The organism is Streptomyces sp. NPDC088147, from assembly GCF_044741565.1.
GTDB lineage: Bacteria > Actinomycetota > Actinomycetes > Streptomycetales > Streptomycetaceae > Streptomyces.
On the sequence record NZ_JBIUSY010000003.1, the window covers coordinates 232,420 to 249,079 of the forward strand.

Annotated in this window: 17 protein-coding genes; 7 read left to right on the top strand and 10 right to left on the bottom strand. The window is 70.6% G+C overall.

What is annotated here, in order from left to right:
• Positions 1 to 483: a hypothetical protein gene (locus ACIOGX_RS11860; RefSeq protein ID WP_240045291.1), complete on the bottom strand. Its 483-nt coding sequence runs from the start codon at positions 481 to 483 to the stop codon at positions 1 to 3.
• A gap of 156 nt (positions 484 to 639) precedes the next feature.
• Here ACIOGX_RS11860 and ACIOGX_RS11865 point away from each other — a divergent pair, with 156 nt between their 5' ends.
• From ACIOGX_RS11865 to ACIOGX_RS11875, 3 genes are all read left to right on the top strand, one after another.
• Positions 640 to 1,476, top strand: coding sequence for a Scr1 family TA system antitoxin-like transcriptional regulator (locus ACIOGX_RS11865; protein ID WP_401763881.1), 837 nt, complete (start codon positions 640 to 642; stop codon positions 1,474 to 1,476).
• Positions 1,473 to 1,709, top strand: a complete 237-nt coding sequence (locus ACIOGX_RS11870) for a DUF397 domain-containing protein (RefSeq protein WP_401763884.1) — start codon at positions 1,473 to 1,475, stop codon at positions 1,707 to 1,709. The genes ACIOGX_RS11865 and ACIOGX_RS11870 overlap by 4 nt, the downstream gene beginning before the upstream one ends.
• A gap of 182 nt (positions 1,710 to 1,891) precedes the next feature.
• A complete protein-coding gene (locus tag ACIOGX_RS11875; RefSeq protein ID WP_401913374.1) occupies positions 1,892 to 2,557 on the top strand; it encodes a hypothetical protein in 666 nt (221 codons plus the stop codon).
• A 333-nt stretch (positions 2,558 to 2,890) separates the two neighbouring features.
• On the opposite strand, the gene ACIOGX_RS11880 is transcribed toward ACIOGX_RS11875, so the two are convergent.
• Positions 2,891 to 4,174 carry an adenylosuccinate synthase gene (locus ACIOGX_RS11880; protein ID WP_356515267.1) on the bottom strand — a complete coding sequence of 428 codons (1,284 nt, stop codon included), beginning with the start codon at positions 4,172 to 4,174 and terminating at the stop codon, positions 2,891 to 2,893.
• Between the two features lie 217 nt (positions 4,175 to 4,391).
• Here ACIOGX_RS11880 and ACIOGX_RS11885 point away from each other — a divergent pair, with 217 nt between their 5' ends.
• Positions 4,392 to 5,273 carry a diacylglycerol kinase gene (locus tag ACIOGX_RS11885; RefSeq protein ID WP_401912352.1) on the top strand — a complete coding sequence of 294 codons (882 nt, stop codon included), beginning with the start codon at positions 4,392 to 4,394 and terminating at the stop codon, positions 5,271 to 5,273.
• Positions 5,274 to 5,310: 37 nt separating this feature from the next.
• The gene (locus ACIOGX_RS11890; RefSeq protein ID WP_401912355.1) at positions 5,311 to 5,916 is read left to right on the top strand and encodes a hypothetical protein; all 606 of its coding nucleotides are present in this window, start codon (positions 5,311 to 5,313) and stop codon (positions 5,914 to 5,916) included.
• 201 nt (positions 5,917 to 6,117) lie between these two features.
• Here ACIOGX_RS11890 and ACIOGX_RS11895 read toward each other — a convergent pair whose 3' ends face one another.
• Complete coding sequence (locus ACIOGX_RS11895; protein WP_383961880.1) at positions 6,118 to 6,708, bottom strand: GbsR/MarR family transcriptional regulator; 591 nt, start codon at positions 6,706 to 6,708, stop codon at positions 6,118 to 6,120.
• Between the two features lie 105 nt (positions 6,709 to 6,813).
• Here ACIOGX_RS11895 and ACIOGX_RS11900 point away from each other — a divergent pair, with 105 nt between their 5' ends.
• Together ACIOGX_RS11900 and ACIOGX_RS11905 are read left to right on the top strand one after the other, a co-directional pair.
• The gene (locus ACIOGX_RS11900; RefSeq protein ID WP_401912357.1) at positions 6,814 to 7,764 is read left to right on the top strand and encodes an ATP-binding cassette domain-containing protein; all 951 of its coding nucleotides are present in this window, start codon (positions 6,814 to 6,816) and stop codon (positions 7,762 to 7,764) included.
• Positions 7,764 to 9,383 (top strand): ABC transporter permease, encoded by a 1,620-nt coding sequence (locus ACIOGX_RS11905; protein WP_401912360.1) that lies wholly within the window; start codon positions 7,764 to 7,766, stop codon positions 9,381 to 9,383. The genes ACIOGX_RS11900 and ACIOGX_RS11905 overlap by 1 nt, the downstream gene beginning before the upstream one ends.
• Before the next feature lie 72 nt (positions 9,384 to 9,455).
• On the opposite strand, the gene ACIOGX_RS11910 is transcribed toward ACIOGX_RS11905, so the two are convergent.
• The 7 genes from ACIOGX_RS11910 to ACIOGX_RS11940 all read right to left on the bottom strand — a co-directional run bounded on the left by ACIOGX_RS11910 (position 9,456) and on the right by ACIOGX_RS11940 (position 16,656).
• The gene (locus ACIOGX_RS11910) at positions 9,456 to 10,049 is read right to left on the bottom strand and encodes a Uma2 family endonuclease (protein ID WP_129769893.1); all 594 of its coding nucleotides are present in this window, start codon (positions 10,047 to 10,049) and stop codon (positions 9,456 to 9,458) included.
• Between the two features lie 139 nt (positions 10,050 to 10,188).
• A complete protein-coding gene (locus ACIOGX_RS11915) occupies positions 10,189 to 10,848 on the bottom strand; it encodes a response regulator transcription factor (protein WP_030353201.1) in 660 nt (219 codons plus the stop codon).
• A complete protein-coding gene (locus tag ACIOGX_RS11920; RefSeq protein WP_356515570.1) occupies positions 10,845 to 12,083 on the bottom strand; it encodes a histidine kinase in 1,239 nt (412 codons plus the stop codon). The genes ACIOGX_RS11915 and ACIOGX_RS11920 overlap by 4 nt, the downstream gene beginning before the upstream one ends.
• Before the next feature lie 324 nt (positions 12,084 to 12,407).
• Complete coding sequence (locus ACIOGX_RS11925) at positions 12,408 to 13,274, bottom strand: SDR family NAD(P)-dependent oxidoreductase (RefSeq protein WP_401912364.1); 867 nt, start codon at positions 13,272 to 13,274, stop codon at positions 12,408 to 12,410.
• 226 nt (positions 13,275 to 13,500) lie between these two features.
• The gene (locus ACIOGX_RS11930; RefSeq protein ID WP_401912366.1) at positions 13,501 to 14,385 is read right to left on the bottom strand and encodes an alpha/beta hydrolase; all 885 of its coding nucleotides are present in this window, start codon (positions 14,383 to 14,385) and stop codon (positions 13,501 to 13,503) included.
• Between the two features lie 158 nt (positions 14,386 to 14,543).
• Positions 14,544 to 15,818, bottom strand: coding sequence for a kynureninase (gene kynU / locus ACIOGX_RS11935; protein WP_401763906.1), 1,275 nt, complete (start codon positions 15,816 to 15,818; stop codon positions 14,544 to 14,546).
• A complete protein-coding gene (locus tag ACIOGX_RS11940; RefSeq protein ID WP_401912369.1) occupies positions 15,811 to 16,656 on the bottom strand; it encodes a tryptophan 2,3-dioxygenase family protein in 846 nt (281 codons plus the stop codon). Before ACIOGX_RS11940 ends, kynU begins: the two co-directional genes overlap by 8 nt.
• Between the last annotated feature and the right edge of the window lie 4 nt (positions 16,657 to 16,660).

A 16,660-nucleotide genomic window follows, 5' to 3' on the forward strand; every position in this document is an offset into this window, starting at 1 on the left:
TCAGTCGCCGTCGTGGACGTCGAGCGTGGAGAGACGGAAGCCGACCGTCTCCAGGACGTCTCGCCCCGGCGGCTCGCTGAGGAGCGCGATCGCCGCGTTCAGCAGAAGGAGCGGGTGGACGAAGCGGTCGCGGGCCGTGGGCGGGAAGTACCAGGAAAGCGGCCACGTACGCCCCGACAGCGCGGGCACCGGTACGTAACTGACCATATTCCGGGCTGAGTTGAACCGCTGAACACCGGGCGGCCAGGACCGGTGGGCGGTACTTCCCGGCGGCACCAGGAAATACATTCCCCGCCGCCTATTCGCCTCGCAGACCACCGGCCCGGGTTCACCACCGCAGAGCGCCTCCAGCATGTCGGCGAGGCGACGGCCGTCATCCGCGTCGACCCTCACGGCATCGAATCGGCATCCCGCTTTACGGAGCTGAAATCCGGAGGCCGGAATCCAATCGATGTCACCTAATTGGCGAGTTGTCGCATCCATAGGGACATTCTGACCTCCGCTGGCTAGCGTTTTCCATGTCTGGAAGGGGTACGTCGGACAGGGGTTGACCTGCCCGAACACCCTTTACGGAAGGTCGAATTCCGTAAGTCTCGGTTGTGACCGGTTGAGTCCGGTTGAGTCGAAAAGGTGATCGCGATGGCGCGAGCGGAAAACAAGGAAACGGCGGGTCCTGCGACGCGACTGGTGGCTGATGTCGCCCGCAGGATGCGCATCAAGAAAAAGCTGACGCAGGAACAGCTGGGAAAGGAGATGGGCTTCTCGGGCGCGGCGGTGAGCGCGATGGAGACGTGCGCGCAACCGGCGAGTGACGAGATGCTGGTGGCGCTGGAGAGGGTGCTCGGGGAGGGGACGGGGATCTTCGAGGGCGCTCGGGAGTACGTACGGCTGGACAAGTATCCGGAGCAGTTCAAGGACTATGTGCTGCTGGAGCAGAAGGCGGTGGGACTCCAGCTCTACACCACGCAAGTCATCCACGGGCTCTTCCAGACGGAGGAGTACGCGCGAGCGCTGATCGGCGGAGGCTATCCACCGCTGCCTGAGCAGCGGGTGGAAGAGCTGGTCGAGGTCAGGATGGCGCGGAAGGCGATCTTCGATCGGGAGCCGACTGCGCTACTCGAACTGATCCTGGATGCATCGGTGTTCACTCGGCCAATCGGGAGTAAGGAGATCATGCACCGACAGCTGGTTCAGCTCGCGGAGTCCGCGAAGCGGCGCAATGTGACGCTCCAGGTGCTACCGCTGGACTGCGGTCTGAGCGGCGAGTACGCAGGTGATCGGGGCGAGATGACGCTGGTGGAGACTCCGAACCACGAGCACCTCGTTTACCTGGAGCCACAGGACGAGAGCCTTCTGATCAGCGACCCCGCAAAGGTGAGCACGTACGCCCAGCGATATGCGAAAATCCGGGCACAGGCCCTGGGTCCTCGCGAATCACTGGGCCTCATCGAGCGGTTGGCGGGAGTCCAGGAATGAGCAGCACCCTGCGGTGGTTCAAGTCCAGCTACAGCAGCGACGCCGGAGGCCAGTGCATCGAGGTCGCCCTCGACTGGCGCAAGTCCAGCTACAGCAGTTCCAGCGGCGGCGAGTGCGTAGAGGTCGCCGCCTGCGCGCACAGCGTCCACGTCCGCGACTCGAAGAACGTCGAAGGCCCTACCTTCACCGTCGCCCCCGACGCCTGGGCGCGGTTCCTCACCTGGTCGGCCTGACCCGGAGCGGGGCCGGGCACAGTCCGGCCCCGCACGGTTCGACGCGGCATGTCCGCGTCTTTTGGAACCGAAATCGCTGAGACAGAACCCGGACATGCGCAGGATCATTTCAGGATCGACCCAGCCCTAGTGTCGTCGGTGTCAGCAGGAAGCACCGCAATCGACAGCCGCTGGAGATCATGATGCGCTCGCGTCTCGCCGCCCGTTCCACCCGTCTCGTCCTGGCCGCCGCGGCCGTGACGGCCCTGGCCGCCACCACCACCGCTTGCAGCGCCGACGACGGCTCGAACACTGGCAGCGCCGCAGCCTCTTCCTCCGTCGCCTCGGCCGACAGCAGTGGGAGCGACAACGCCTCCACCGCCAAGTCCGGTTCCAACGGTTCCGACTCCAGCGGCTCCACCATCAAGACCGCCTCCGACGACGGCGGGAAGAGCGGCTACGGGCAGTCCTGCGGCACCAACGACATGGACTTCACGGTCACCTGGGAGTCCGGAGTCGGCGGCTACTACCTCGTCGCCGCCAAGGCCAAGCCCGGCATCACCTGCTACCTGGACGTCAACACCCCGACCGTGTCCTTCGGCTCCGACGCCGACGGCGTCGCCTCCCCCGTCGGACAGGGCGGCGAAGACCCCATCCAGCTCACCGGCTCCGCCGTCGCGTACACCGGCATCGACGCCAAGACCACTGTGACCGATGGGGGCACGGAGTTCGGGAACGTCATCATCGCCCTCACCGAAGACGACCCCAACCCGGCCGAGCTGGAACTCCCCGACATGGCCACCGTGGACGAGCCCATCGTCACCAACTGGTCCACCAACTCCGCCGAGACCATCCCTGTCATTGTCTGACGAGAGCACCGCGAGAACTGCTCTGGGATGGGTGCGGGTTCACACCAAGGGGTAACCGTGGTGACCCGGTGCGCTCAATGACGGGTGGGGGGCCGCCCCGACTACCCCTCGGCACGAACCCCCACCCCCACACCCCACCCAAACCTGGGATCGGTAGATCCCCCCGCGCGCCGGCGACCAGGTCCTCCTAGTCGCCGACCCGGCGCAGCCCGGCGGCTTCCTCTATGCCGGGATGGTGTGACCGATATGCCGGGATGGTGTGACCGAGTCCGGGCCCCCGGGGATCCTCCCCGGAGGCCCCTCGCCCGGACCCGAACCGGCCGAGCGCCGTTCCTACAGGAACGAGTTGATCTGGATCGTTTCCGTACGGCCCGGACCCACGCCGATCGCCGAGATCGGCGCTCCCGACATCTCCTCCAGCGCCTTCACGTAATCCTGCGCGTTCTTCGGCAGGTCGGTGAAGGTCTTCGCCTTCGTGATGTCCTCCGACCAGCCGGGCAGGTACTCGTACACCGGCGTCGCGTGGTGGAAGTCCGTCTGGCTGTACGGGAGTTCCTCGACGCGCTTGCCGTCGATCTCGTACGCCACACACACCGGGATCCGCTCCCAGCCGGTGAGCACGTCGAGCTTGGTGAGGAAGAAGTCCGTCAGGCCGTTGACCCGCGTCGCGTAGCGCGCGATCACCGCGTCGAACCAGCCGCAGCGGCGGTCGCGGCCCGTTGTGACGCCCCGCTCGCCGCCGATGCGGCGCAGCGCCTCGCCGTCCTCGTCGAACAGTTCCGTCGGGAACGGTCCGGCGCCGACGCGTGTCGTGTACGCCTTGAGGATGCCGATGACCCGGGTGATCTTCGTCGGCCCGACCCCCGAGCCCGTGCAGGCGCCGCCCGCCGTCGGGTTGGACGAGGTGACGAAGGGGTACGTGCCGTGGTCCACGTCGAGCAGCGTGCCCTGGCCGCCCTCGAAGAGGACGACCTTGCCCTCGTCGATGGCGTTGTTGAGGATCAGCGTCGTGTCCGCGACGTACGGCTTGAGCTGGCCGGCGAACGTCAGCAGTTCCTCGACGACCTTGCCGGACTCTATGGCGCGCCGGTTGAAGACCTTGGCGAGCAGCTGGTTCTTGGACTCCAGCGCCGCTTCGACCTTCTGCTCCAGGATCGACTCGTCGTAGAGGTCCTGGACGCGGATGCCGGTGCGGTTGATCTTGTCGGCGTAGGTCGGGCCGATGCCGCGGCCGGTCGTACCGATCTTCCGCTTGCCGAGGAACCGTTCCGTCACCTTGTCGACGGTGACGTTGTACGGCGTGATCAGGTGCGCGTTACCACTGATCAGTAGCTTGGATGTGTCGACGCCGCGCTCGTTGAGCCCGCTCAGCTCGGAGAACAGGACAGCCGGGTCGACGACCACTCCGTTGCCGATCACCGGGGTACACCCCGGTGAGAGGATTCCGGAAGGGAGAAGGTGCAGTGCGTACTTCTGGTCGCCCACGACGACCGTGTGGCCGGCGTTGTTGCCGCCCTGATAGCGCACGACATAGTCCACGGACCCACCGAGCAGGTCGGTGGCCTTTCCCTTGCCTTCGTCACCCCACTGAGCACCGAGCAGCACAAGTGCGGGCACAGGCGTACACCCCTTCCGGGCGGGGCATGTCCAAGGTCAGGGGGCGCGCAAACGCCGTTCATACGGCGCGTGTACGCCATATCTACGCGTATGACATCGCACAACGTTGTACGACGCGGTCCTGACCGTCGAACCGGATGCCCCGGAATAGACGAAGCCCCTGGCGCAATAGCGCAAGGGGCTCTTGCACAAAGATGCTACCCGAGGAAGGACCGAGGTGTCGGCTCCAGAGCCCGCCGAGAACGGTGCGCAACAGCTTCTGGTGGTCATCGACCCCTTCGCCCGCAGGACCGACGGCGAATCGGTGCGGATCGCGAAGGACGTGCTGAGCGCGGGTGCGGGGGTGAAGCTGTGTCTGCCCGACGGCCCCGAGGAATTCGCGCGGGCGCTGGCCCGGCGGGGCAGCAGACGCCCCGTGGTCGTGGGCGACGACCGGGCGCTGCTGCGGACCGTCGCCCTCCTCCACCGGGAACGGGAGCTGGCCTCGGGCGCGCTGTCGCTGGTGCCGATCGGCGCTTCCGTGGAGCTGGCCCGTTCCCTGGGCGTGCCCACGGGCGCGGTGGCGGCGGCGCGCGCCGTGCTGGACGGCGCGGCGCGCCGGCTCGATCTGCTGGTGGACGACAGCGACGGGGTGGTGCTGGGGGATCTGCGGATCCCGGCGCTGCCCGCGGCGCGCGCGCCGGGCGCGGCCCCGGCGGCGGGGTCGGTCTGGCACACCTGCCGTTCCCTGGTCCGCACGCTCGTACGGCCGGTCCCGTATGTGTTCGCCGCACATACACACCATCGGCTGAGGGTGGAGGCGGACGGTGTGCTGCTGAACGATCTGGACGAGCCGGTCGAGGGCGTACGGGTGTCGTCCCGCGGGGGCCGCGCCGAGGTCGTGATCCGTACGCACGCCTCGCCCGAGCCGGTCCGCGCCAGCGCGCTGTCCGTCACGGTCTCGGGCGCGGACTTCCGCTACCGCGCGGACACCCGCGTCACGGGCCCCGTACGGACGCGGACCTGGACGCTCAGGCCGGGGGCATGGCAGCTGACGCTCCCGACGGCGGCGGGCCCGGGGTCCGGGAGGGGGGCCGGGGCGGGGGCGGGCCCCAGGTAGTCTCGGCCCTCGGTTCCGAGCCCGGGGGGGCACATCTATGCAGAACCACGCGTCGCAGAACCCTGCGCTGGATGTCACGGACACGGCCGAGGCGCTGGCCCGCTACCGGGCGCGCGCCGGTACGTGGGTGCGCGCCGGTCTGGCCATGCTGGTCGGCAGCGGGATCATCGGCCTGATCGCGGCCGGCCGGGGCCTGCACGACGTGGTCGAGCTGATGCCGAATCTGCTGGCGCTGTCCCTGGCCGCGCTGGGTATGGGCCTCGTCTCCCTCCGGCTTTCCGGCCGGATGCGGCGCCACCTGGCGGCGGCCCCCTGGACCGTCTGCGTCGCCGTATCGGTCCCGCGCGGATGGCGGGCCGCGACGGTGGTGCTGCGGGACCCGGCGACCGGAGAGCTGTGGCCACTGACCGTGTGGGCGGTAGGGAGCCGCTACCACCCGGTCCGGCCCGCCCCGGGCGGCGTCCTGTGGTGGTGCGGCGACCCCCGGACCGGCGGGGTGATCGCGCTTCCCGGTGGTACGGGGCTCTGCTGGACGCGAGCGGTACGGGGAAGCGGGGCGCGGCAACTGACCGTACAACGGGCGCAGCGGGCGGGGCTGCTGGAGCGGCAGCTGCCGCACACGCCGCCGGACGTATCGCGCTGACGCCGACGGGCCTGGTGGGAGGTGCCGTCAAACGCGCGTACCGGCGGCGGGAGCCCACGGGCTGAGGCCCGTGTCCACCGACTGAGGTCCGTGTCCACCAGCTGAGGTCCGTGTCCACCGGCTGAGGCCCCCTGTCCGCAGGCCGAGGAGACGCCCGCCGCCTCAGTCTCCGCCGCCTCAGTCCCCGCGCCCCCCGTAACGTCAGCCCGCGCCCCCGGCATCCGCCGGGCGCCCGGTCTCCTTGTAGACCTTCCAGCGGTCCATCAGCGCGAGCAGTTCCTTCTGGAGGAATTCGAAGAACTCGACCGTCTCCGCCACCCGCGCCCCCGCCGGGGTGTCGCTGCCGAGCGTCGCCGCGCCGTCACGCAGGGTGTTCTCCCAGCGGGTCAGTACGGAGTCGCGCTGGGCGAAGGTGGTGTACCAGACCTCGTTGTGCAGCCGGTAGCGGTCGCGGCGGGAGCCGGGGTCGCGTTCCCTGCCGATCATGCTGACCTGGGTCAGATAGCGGACGGCCCCCGAGACGGCCGCGGGGCTGATCCGCAGCTGTTCGCTCAGTTCGGCGGAGGTCATGCTCGCGTCGTCCGAGCTGAGCAGCGCCGCGAAGACCCGGGACGCCGTGCGCTGCATCCCGGCCTCGGTCAACTCGGCCGCGAAGCGCTCCACGAACCGGGACACGGCCTCCTCGTCGCGCCGCGTACCACCCGCGCCCGCGCCCGCGCTCCCGCTCTCGTTCACGCTCGGGTGCACGCCCTCGGTCCCGTTCGCGCTCCGGCGCTGGTCCTCGCTGCTCATCGGCCCCTCGTCTCCCCTGCTCGGCGTCCCCCTCGATCTTAACCCGAACTCTTTTTACGCTTCCTTAACTTCATAAGTTTGTGAAAGTAGCGTACGTTCCGAAGCATGACGAAGGCAATCACGGTCGCCGGACTGCACAAGTCGTTCGGCCGGACGCACGCGCTGGACGGCCTCGACCTCGCCGTCGAGGCCGGCGAGGTCCATGGCTTCCTCGGACCCAACGGAGCCGGCAAGTCCACCACCATCAGAGTGCTCCTCGGACTGCTGCGTGCCGACTCCGGCGCGGCCCAGCTGCTCGGCCGGGACCCGTGGAAGGACGCCGTCGAGCTGCACCGCCGCGTGGCCTACGTACCCGGGGACGTGACCCTGTGGCGCAACCTCTCCGGCGGTGAGGTCATCGACCTGTACGGGCGGCTCCGCGGGGGCCTGGACGCGGCCCGGCGGGCCGATCTCGTCGAGCGCTTCGAGCTGGACCCCACCAAGAAGGGGCGTACGTACTCCAAGGGCAACCGGCAGAAGGTCGCCCTCGTCGCCGCGTTCGCCTCGGACGTCGACGTGCTGATCCTCGACGAGCCGACCTCCGGGCTCGACCCGCTGATGGAAGAGGTCTTCCAGCGGTGTGTCGAGGAGGAGCGCGACCGGGGCAGGACCGTGCTCCTCTCCAGCCATGTGCTGAGCGAGGTCGAGGCGCTCTGCGACCGGGTGAGCATCATCCGCAAGGGCGTGACCGTCGAGTCCGGCTCGCTCTCCGAACTGCGCCATCTGACCCGTACGAGCGTGAGCGCGGAGCTGTCCCGCGAGCCGGACGGACTGGCCGGGCTCCCCGGCGTGCACGACCTCGACATCCAGGGGAAGCGCGTCAGGCTCCAGGTCGACACCGACAAGCTGGACGCCGTACTGCGCTCGCTCTCCGCATCCGGCATCCGCTCGCTGACCAGCACTCCGCCCACCCTGGAGGAGCTGTTCATGCGGCACTACGCGGCCGATGACACGCCCGGGGCCGACGGCGCCCACGGGGCCGACGACGCCTACGCGGCGGGCGGGGCGGTCGCGTGATGACCACCGCCACCCTGGCCGTACCGGTGGCGCGCACCGGCGGCGGCCGGCAGCTCGCCGGCACCGGAACGCTCCTGCGGCTCGCCCTGCGCCGGGACCGGATCATCCTGCCGGTGTGGGTACTGGTGCTCGGCGCCTCGTACCTGTCCGTCACCCAGTCCGTCTCGACGCTGTACGACACGGACGCCGAGCGGGCCGCCCTCGTCCGGTCGATGTCCGCCAACGGCTCGCTGCGCGCCCTGTACGGACCCGTCTTCAGCGACTCCGTGGGCGGGCTCACCTCCTGGCGCATGGTCGCCTTCGGGGCCGCGCTCGCGGCGGTGATGAGCCTGGTCATCGTCGTACGGCACACCCGGGAGGAAGAGGAGACGGGCCGTCAGGAGATGCTCTCCTCGGCGATGGTCGGACGCCGGGCGCCACTGACCGCGGCGCTGCTCACGGCGCTGATCGCCAACGCCGCGCTGGTCCTGGCGGTCGCCGCCGGGCTCGTCGGCAACGGACAGAACGCCACCGGCGCGCTGGCGCTCGGCCTCGCGACCGGCGGGGTCGGCATGCTCTTCGCCTGCACCGCCGCCATCACCGCGCAGATCACCGAGAACGCCCGGCTCGCGAAGGGGCTGACGGCCGCCGCCATCGGCGCCGCGTTCGTACTCAAAGCGGCGGGCGACGCGTCGGCGGACGATGGTTCGTCCCCGCTGACCTGGCTCTCCCCGATCGGCTGGGCCGAGAACGTACGCGCCTTCGCCGGCGAACGCTGGTGGGTGCTGCTGGTCCTGCTGGCCGCGATCGCCGTACAGGCGGTCCTCGCGTACACCCTGGCGGGCCGGCGCGACATCGGCATGAGCTTCCTCGCCGCGCGGCCGGGACCCGCGACGGGCACGCTCACCACGGCGGGCGGGCTCGCGTGGCGCCTCCAGCGCGGCAGCGTGTTCGGCTGGGGAAGCGGCTTCCTGCTCGCCGGGCTCATGTTCGGCGGTATCACCGACGGCGCGGCGGAGCTGGTCGGCGACAACCAGCAGACCCAGGAGATCATCCAGCGGATGGGCGGGCAGCAGGGAGTGACCGATGCCTTCCTCGCCGCGATGGTCGGCATGCTGGGGATGGTCGCGGCGCTGTACGTGGTCGCGTCGGTGCTGCGGCTGTACGGCGAGGAGACCGGCCGGCGCGCGGAACCGGTCCTCGCAGGCGCGGTCGGCCGGCTCCGCTGGGCCGCCGGGCATCTGGTGATCGCCTTCGGCGGCGCGGGCCTGATCATGGCGCTCGGCGGTCTCGGCCTGTTCCTCGGATACGGCGACGACCTGCCGGGAATCCTCGGCGCCGCCCTGGTCCAGCTGCCCGCGATCTGGGTCCTGGGCGGGCTGGCGGTCCTGCTGTACGGCGCCTTCCCGAAGGCGGCGGTGGCGGCGTGGGGCGTCGCGGGCCTGGCCCTGGCCCTGGGCTGGATCGGTCCGGTACTGGATCTGCCGCAGTCGGTGATGAACCTGTCGCCGTTCGGACACCTGCCGAAGCTGCCGGGCGGGGACATGGCGTGGACGCCGGCCGTGGTGCTGACGCTGCTGGCGGTGGCGCTGGTGGGGGCGGGACTGGCGGGGCTGCGCCGCCGCGACCTGCTGAACTGACCGGAAACGGACAGCGGCCCGCCTTGTCCACAGGCTGTGGACAAGGCGGGCCGATGTGTGGCACCGCGTGCGTCAGCGGACGTAGTTCTTCAATTCCTCGGTGTCGAGCTCGATGCCCACGGGGTCGGGAAGGACGACCTTCTTGCCGAAGTCCGCCACCTGGAGATAGCCGTAGCCGTCCGGCGCCGGATCGCTGTGCACGGTGACCGTGCAGTGGTCACGATCGATCAGCAGATACATCGGGATGCCCGCGGCGGCGTAGGCGGCGGGCTTCTCCTTACGGTCCCGCCGGTCCGTGTCCCAGTCGTACGACGTGACCTCGACCGTCATCACCACGCGCGCCGGGTCGGCCCAGTCTCCCTGCCCCGCGAAATTCCCCTCCGGGGCAAGCACGGCGTCGGGTTTGGCGCGGCCCTTGCGGTACGCCTCGACCAGTAGCCCCAACTCGCCCCCCGCGTAAAGCCACAGGTCGGGCCGGACTCGCATGCAGCGCTGTTGCAGCCATCTGATGATCTCGCTGTGGTCGCCGTCCGTCACGCCCTTGAACCCGATCCGTCCGTTGATGAACTCCAACCTGACGGTGTCGGACTCCCTCTCGATGAGTGTGGCGATCCTCTCGAACTCCTCGACGGACATCTGGACCGCGCGCTCTGCCATAACTGTCATGGTGCACCTCCTGTCAGGCGGACACCAGCGTGACGTGACCCCGAGCGGACGAAACGGTTCCGTCCGGTGCGATCACCCGTGCGAGTGATCAAATGACCGGTACTCGCCAGCCCGCGCCCACGCGGCCCCCGGCATCGGCTCAGCCCGGCGTCACCAGCCGCGCCTCGTACGCGAACACCGCCGCCTGCGTACGGTCCCGCAGCCCGAGCTTCACCAGGATCCGGCTCACATGCGTCTTGATCGTGGACTCCGCGACCACCAGATGCTCGGCGATCTCCGCGTTGGACAGGCCCTGGGCGATCAGGACCAGGACCTCCGTCTCGCGCTCCGTGAGATCGCCGATCCGGGCCATCGCGGGCGCGCGCGGGGTCTCCGAGAGTTTGGAGAACTCCGTGATCAGGCGGCGGGTCACCGTCGGCGCGAGCAGCGCCTCGCCGGAGGCCACCACCCGTACGCCGTCGGCCAGTTGGCGGGCCGAGGCGTCCTTCAGCAGGAAGCCCGAGGCACCGGCGCGCAGCGCCTGGTAGACGTACTCGTCGAGGTCGAAGGTGGTCAGCACCAGGACCTTCGCGTCGGCGTTCGCCGCGACGATCTCGCGGGTCGCCTCGATACCGTTCAGCTCCGGCATGCGGATGTCCATCAGCACCACGTCGGGGTGGAGCGCGGCGACCTGGCCGACGGCCTCGCGGCCGTTCACCGCCTCACCGACGACCTCGATGTCCGGCATCGCGTTCAGCAGCACCGAGAAGCCCTCGCGGACCATCACCTGATCGTCGACGATCAGTACCCGGATGGTCATGACGCGTCCCCGTCCTGCACGGCGGCCACCGGAATGAAGGCCGCGACCTCGTAGCCGCCGTCCTCCAGGAGGTCCGCGGTCATCTCACCGTTCAGCATCGTGACACGCTCCCGCATCCCCGTGATCCCGTGCCCCGAGCCGGGCGACGGCTTGACCAGGCCGCGCGGCGGGGTGTTCACGATCCGCAGGCCGAGCCCGCCCAGTACGTACGCGATCTCGACGCGCGCGGTCGAGCCCGGCGCGTGCCGGAGCGCGTTGCTCAGGGCTTCCTGGACGATGCGGTACGCCGACAGCTCCACGCCCTGGGGCAGCGAGCGGACGGATCCGGTGATCGCCTTCTCCACGGTCAGCCCGGCGTCCCGGACGTTCCCGAGGAGCCCGTCGAGATCGGCCAGCGTGGGCTGCGGAGCGTCGGGGGCCTGGTAGTCCTCCGCCCGTACGACCCCGAGGACCCGGCGCAGCTCGGTCAGCGCGGCGACGGCGTTCTCCCGGATCGTGGCGAACGCCTGCTCCAGCTCCGGCGGCGGGTTCTCCACGCGGTACGGGGCGGCCTCGGCCTGGATCGCGACGACCGACATGTGGTGGGCGACCACATCGTGCAGCTCGCGGGCGATGGTGGTGCGCTCCTCCAGCAGCGTGCGCCGGTCGCGTTCGACGGCGGTGACACTCTGCTGCGCGGCGACCTCCTGCCGCGCCTCCCGGCGGATGTGCAGCACGGTCACGATCAGCAGGATGATCGCGGAGAAGAAGAGCATCATCAGCGAGGTGGGGACTCCGGACCCGTACCCACGGTTGAAGACGACCTCCATGAAGAAGGAGTACGCCGCCGTGGCCGCCCACATATAGGCGCCCGTGCGCGGGTGGGTACGGATCGCGGCCACCGTCAGCACGGTGAGATACCCGAGGAAACTGGCGGGCCCCCAGGGCCAGTTGTCATATCCCACGAGCCCCAGCAAGCCGCTGGATCCCAGCGACAGCCACCAGGCGCCGACCGGCCTGGCCATGGTGAGCAGCACGGGAATCGCCGGAAGGAGGCCGATCACGGCGCCCTCTCTGGCGGCGCCGGCGAACAGCACCATCAGCGCGCACCCCACGATCACGGCGTGCGGGGTCCAGGCGGCGTACTCACGTATCCGGCCGGGCAGCCGACGGGTGATCGGGCCGTCGGTCCGCATCGGCTTGAGCGGACGGTAGGCGAAGGCATCGTGGAAGAGGTCCTCGCGCAGGCCGCTCATCAGTCCCGCAGCCAAGCGGATCTCAGGGCTCCGGGTCTTCCCGGTATCTGTCTCGGTCACGTTGCCACGGTAAGTGGAGGGAGGGACGGGGTCGTCACCAGCGAAGCGGATCCTTGCCCGTCCGTCCCAGGTACTACGGCGCGCACCCCCGCTGTCACCAGGGAGGACGCGCCGACCGGTGACCACGTACGACGCGACGGCCGTGACCGGACGCGGCCGGGGTTCAGGCCCGGACCGTGACCGGACGCGGGCGAGGTCAGGTCCGGAACGCCGACCGGACGCGGGCGAGGTCAGGCCCGGAACGCCGACCGGACGCGGCCGAGGTCAGGCCCGGAACGCCGAGGCGTGCTCCGCCGCCCACTCCGCGAACGTACGGGCCGGCCTGCCGGTGACCTCCTCGACCGTGCCGACCACCGTCCTGCCCTCGGGCGGGGTGTCCCGGTACACCATGATCAGGAAGTCGATCAGCTCCTCGGGATGGCCCGCCGCGCGCCACCGCTGCCTCGCCGTCTCCTCGCTCAGCTCCACGAGCGTGATCTCCCCGCCCCTGGCCGCCGCCAGCGCGTCCACCTTGTCCTGGAGGGTGAGCACCTCGGGCCCGGTGATCAGATACGTACGGGCCGCGTGCCCCTCCTCGGTGAGCGCGACCGCCGCGACCGCGCCGATGTCGGCCTCGTGGACCATGGCGCTCAGTCGGCCGGTGAACGGCTCGCGCACGGTGTCCTCCGTACGGATCGCCTCGGCCCACTCCAGCGCGTTGGACATGAACTCGACGGGCTGCACCACGGTCCAGTCCAGCCCGCTCGTCTCGACGGCCCGCTGGAGCGGGGTCTCCTCGCCGCCGAAGAGGACGGTCACCCGCCGCACGCCGGCCTTCCGCGCCAGCTCCATGATCTCGGGGCCGGTCTCCAGCGGCGCGAACAGTGCCCCGCCGAAGGTGATCAGATGCAGCCCGGTGACACCGTCGAGGGCGGCGGCGAGGCTCGCGGGGTCGGTGAGGTCTCCCTGTACGACGTCCACGCCGGAGACGCCCGACGGGAAGTGGGAGAGAAGGCCGGTCCTCGCCTTCTCGGGGTCACGGGTGAGCGCGCGGACGGTGTGGCCGCGGCGGAGGAGTGCGGCGACGACCTGGCGGCCCACGGTTCCGGTGGCACCGGTCACGAGCACGGTCTGGCTGGTGTTCTTGGTCATGGGGAGACCGTAGGAAGACTTGCGGTCGGTTTCTGTCCGCATCTCCCGGGCCTCCCGCGTCTCCGGGGCCTCCGGGCCTCCCGGGCCGTCGGGCGTGTGGAGGACACACTCGCGGGAGGCGCACACGTGCGGGAGGCGCACACGTGCGGGAGGCACCCACGTGCGGGAGGCACACGTGCCGGTGACACGTATACGGGAGACACACGGCTACGGGAGACACACGGACTCACCAGGCGAGCTGGGCGATCTCCTCCGCCACCACCGCGCACGCGTCCGCCGCCGGGTCGATCAGCGGGAAGTGGCCGACCTCCTCCAGCAGCGTCAGCCCCACCATCTCGCCCGCCCGCCCGGCCGCGTCCACGAACGCCTCGGAGACCGTGTACGGCACGGTGACGTCCGTACGGCCCTGCACCACCGCCGTGGCGATCCCGGTCGGCAGCAGCACCGCCGGGTCCGCGCTCTCCCTGTGCCGCTTGAACTCTTCCTCGCCGCCGAGCAGTTGGACGATGGCCCCGCCGCACACATCCAGCTCCACGGCGCGTACGAGATCCGCGATCGGCGCCAGCGCGACGACCCCGCGCAGCGGCGGGGCCTCCGGCAGCCGCCACGGCGAGCCCACCGGCAGCACATGCCGGGCCGCCGCCCACAGCGCGAGATGGCCGCCCGCGGAGTGGCCGGTCAGTACGGTCCGCCGCGCGTCGGCCTGCGGCAGCGCGTCGGCGGCCAGCGCGGGCAGCGCGTCCATCGCCGCGGCCACGTCGTCGAACGTCTCGGGCCAGCGGCCCGCCTGGGGCGGCCCGCCGCCCTGCTGCGGGAGCCCGGGACCCCGCCGGTACTCGACATTGGCGACGGCGAATCCGCGCCGGGCCAGGAAGTCCGCGAAGGGCGTCAGATGCGCACGGTCGTACGCGGCGCGCCAGGCGCCGCCGTGCAGAACGACGACCAGCGGCACCCGCTCCTGGTTGCCGCGGGGAGCGTACAAGTCGATCACCTGATCAGGGTGCTCGCCGTACGCGGCGGTGGCATCGGGCCGGACGACCGGATGGGAGAAGACCGATTCGGTCTCTGCGGCGTCACGAGCGAGGGCATCGCGCGCGGCGGGGTCCGGCATCTTGCTCCAACCTTTCGGTACGGGGGCCGAATTGACCTGATCAGCCGGGACGCTATCAGCCCCGCGCGGGCCCGCTCACCCCGATCCCCGGCGGTCGCACGGGCGACCGCCGGGTCGTCGTGGCCCCGGCGTTGTGTCCGGCCGCGGCCTGACCGGGGCTAGCCCCCGGCCGGCACCTCCGTCAGGACCTCGCCGAGCACCCTGGCCGCCCGTTCCGCGTCGGCGAAACGTGTATAGAGCGGGGTGAATCCGAAGCGCAGCACATCCGGCCTGCGCAGATCCCCGACGATCCCCCGGGCGATCAGCTCCGCCATGACGGCGGGCGCCTCGGCGCAGCGCAGCGCGATCTGGCTGCCGCGCTCGGCGTGCGCGGCGGGGGTCAGCGAACGGACCCGGTCCGGCGGCGCGTACGCCGCCACGCACTCCAGGAAGAAGTCCGTGAGCGCGAGGCTCTTCTCCCGTACCGCCGCCAGGCTCACCCCCTCCCAGACGTCGAGGGCCGCCTCCAGGGCGAGCATGGAGAGGATGTCGGGGGTGCCGACCCGGCCCCGTACCGCGCCCTCCGCCGCCGCGAAGTCCGCGGACATCGCGAACGGGTCGGTGTGCGAGTTCCAGCCGGGCAGCGGGGAGTCGAAGCGGGCCTGGTGGCGCTCGGCGACGTAGAGGAAGGCGGGCGAACCGGGCCCGCCGTTCAGGTACTTGTACGTGCAGCCGACCGCGAGGTCCACGCCGTGCGCGTCCAGCTCGACCGGCAGGGCGCCCGCGCTGTGGCAGAGGTCCCAGACGGTGAGCGCCCCGGCCTCGTGCGCGGCGGCGGTGATCCCGGGGAGGTCGTGCAGCCGGCCGGTCCGGAAGTCGGCATGGTTGACGAGCACGACGGCGGTACGCGGCCCGAGCGCGCCGAGCAGGTTCTCCGGGTCGACGGGGACGATCGGCAGACCGGTCATCCGGGCCGCGGACCGCGCGATGTATCCGTCCGTGGGGAAGGTCGTGGCGTCGACGAGGATCTCGTCCCTGGCCGGTTCCGCCGGGTCCAGCAGACGTACCGCGCCCACCACGGCCTTGAAGACATTGACGCTGGTGGAGTCGCCGACCACGATCCGGCCGGGCCCGGTGCCCACGAGCGGGGCGATCCGGTCGCCGATCCGCTCGGGCGCGGTCCACCAGCCGCTCTCCGTCCAGGAGCGGATGCGCAGCTCGCCCCACTGACGGGTGATCACATCCTGGACGCGCTCGGGGACATGGCGGGGCAGCGCGCCCAGTGAGTTCCCGTCGAGATAGACGGAGTCGTCATGGAGGGCGAACAGCTCGCGCAGTCCGGCCAGTTCGTCGGCCGCGTCGAGCACCGCCGCCTGTACGGCGAGGGACGCGCCCTGGGGGGCGTGGTGCTCACGGGGGGTCGGGGTCGCGGCGGTCTCGTGTGTCTCAGACATGGCTGCGCGCCGTCCACAGCTCGGGGAACACGTTCTTCGCGGCCCGCTTCTCCAGCCAGGCCACGCCCGCGGATCCGCCCGTACCGGTCTTGGAACCCATCGCCCGCCGGGTCGCCACCAGATGGTCGTTGCGCCATCGCCACACCAGCTCGCCGACGTCCGTCAGCGCCTCACCGAGCCGGACGAGTTCGGTGTGCTGATCGGGCCGGCCGTATATCCCGGCCCAGACCTCCTCGACCGCCGGCGACGGCTCGTACCGCCGCGAGAGATCGCGGTCGAGCACCTCCGCGGGCACCGGCAGCCCGCGCCTGGCGAGCAGCCGCAGGACCTCGTCGTACAGGCTGGGCTCCTGGAGCGCCTTCTCCAGCTCGGCGTGGACGCGCGGCGCGCCGCGGTGCGGGACGAGCATCGACGAGGACTTGTCGCCGAGCAGGAACTCCATGCGCCGGTACATCGCCGACTGGAAACCGGAGCCCTCGCCGAGCGCGGCGCGGTACGAGTTGAACTGCGCGGGTGTCAGGCGGCCGAGCGGTGTCCAGGAGGCGTTGAGCGCTTCCAGCTCGTGCCCGGACCGCTTGAGCGCGTCGATCGCGACCGGGATCCGGTCCTCGCGCAGCGCGCGGGACGCGGTCTCCCACTCATGGACGAGGACGGTGAACCACAGCTCCATGACCTGTGTGGTGACGAGGAAGACCATCTCGCCGGGGTCGTCGGAGCGCGGATGCTGCAAATGGGTGAGGACGTCCGCCTGGACGTAGTCCTCGTACGGGGTGGTCCCGGCGAAGTCGAGGTTCGGGGCGTCCGAACCGGCTTCGGGGACATCGGGGGCGTGCGACATCTCT

Coding starts and splice junctions, on each gene's coding strand:
- ACIOGX_RS11860 (WP_240045291.1), bottom strand. CDS start 483: ATGGATGCGACAACTCGCCAATTAGGTGACATCGATTGGATTCCGGCC.
- ACIOGX_RS11865 (WP_401763881.1), top strand. CDS start 640: ATGGCGCGAGCGGAAAACAAGGAAACGGCGGGTCCTGCGACGCGACTG.
- ACIOGX_RS11870 (WP_401763884.1), top strand. CDS start 1,473: ATGAGCAGCACCCTGCGGTGGTTCAAGTCCAGCTACAGCAGCGACGCC.
- ACIOGX_RS11875 (WP_401913374.1), top strand. CDS start 1,892: ATGCGCTCGCGTCTCGCCGCCCGTTCCACCCGTCTCGTCCTGGCCGCC.
- ACIOGX_RS11890 (WP_401912355.1), top strand. CDS start 5,311: ATGCAGAACCACGCGTCGCAGAACCCTGCGCTGGATGTCACGGACACG.
- ACIOGX_RS11895 (WP_383961880.1), bottom strand. CDS start 6,708: ATGAGCAGCGAGGACCAGCGCCGGAGCGCGAACGGGACCGAGGGCGTG.
- ACIOGX_RS11900 (WP_401912357.1), top strand. CDS start 6,814: ATGACGAAGGCAATCACGGTCGCCGGACTGCACAAGTCGTTCGGCCGG.
- ACIOGX_RS11905 (WP_401912360.1), top strand. CDS start 7,764: ATGACCACCGCCACCCTGGCCGTACCGGTGGCGCGCACCGGCGGCGGC.
- ACIOGX_RS11910 (WP_129769893.1), bottom strand. CDS start 10,049: ATGACAGTTATGGCAGAGCGCGCGGTCCAGATGTCCGTCGAGGAGTTC.
- ACIOGX_RS11915 (WP_030353201.1), bottom strand. CDS start 10,848: ATGACCATCCGGGTACTGATCGTCGACGATCAGGTGATGGTCCGCGAG.
- ACIOGX_RS11920 (WP_356515570.1), bottom strand. CDS start 12,083: ATGAGCGGCCTGCGCGAGGACCTCTTCCACGATGCCTTCGCCTACCGT.
- ACIOGX_RS11925 (WP_401912364.1), bottom strand. CDS start 13,274: ATGACCAAGAACACCAGCCAGACCGTGCTCGTGACCGGTGCCACCGGA.
- ACIOGX_RS11930 (WP_401912366.1), bottom strand. CDS start 14,385: ATGCCGGACCCCGCCGCGCGCGATGCCCTCGCTCGTGACGCCGCAGAG.
- kynU (WP_401763906.1), bottom strand. CDS start 15,818: ATGTCTGAGACACACGAGACCGCCGCGACCCCGACCCCCCGTGAGCAC.
- ACIOGX_RS11940 (WP_401912369.1), bottom strand. CDS start 16,656: ATGTCGCACGCCCCCGATGTCCCCGAAGCCGGTTCGGACGCCCCGAAC.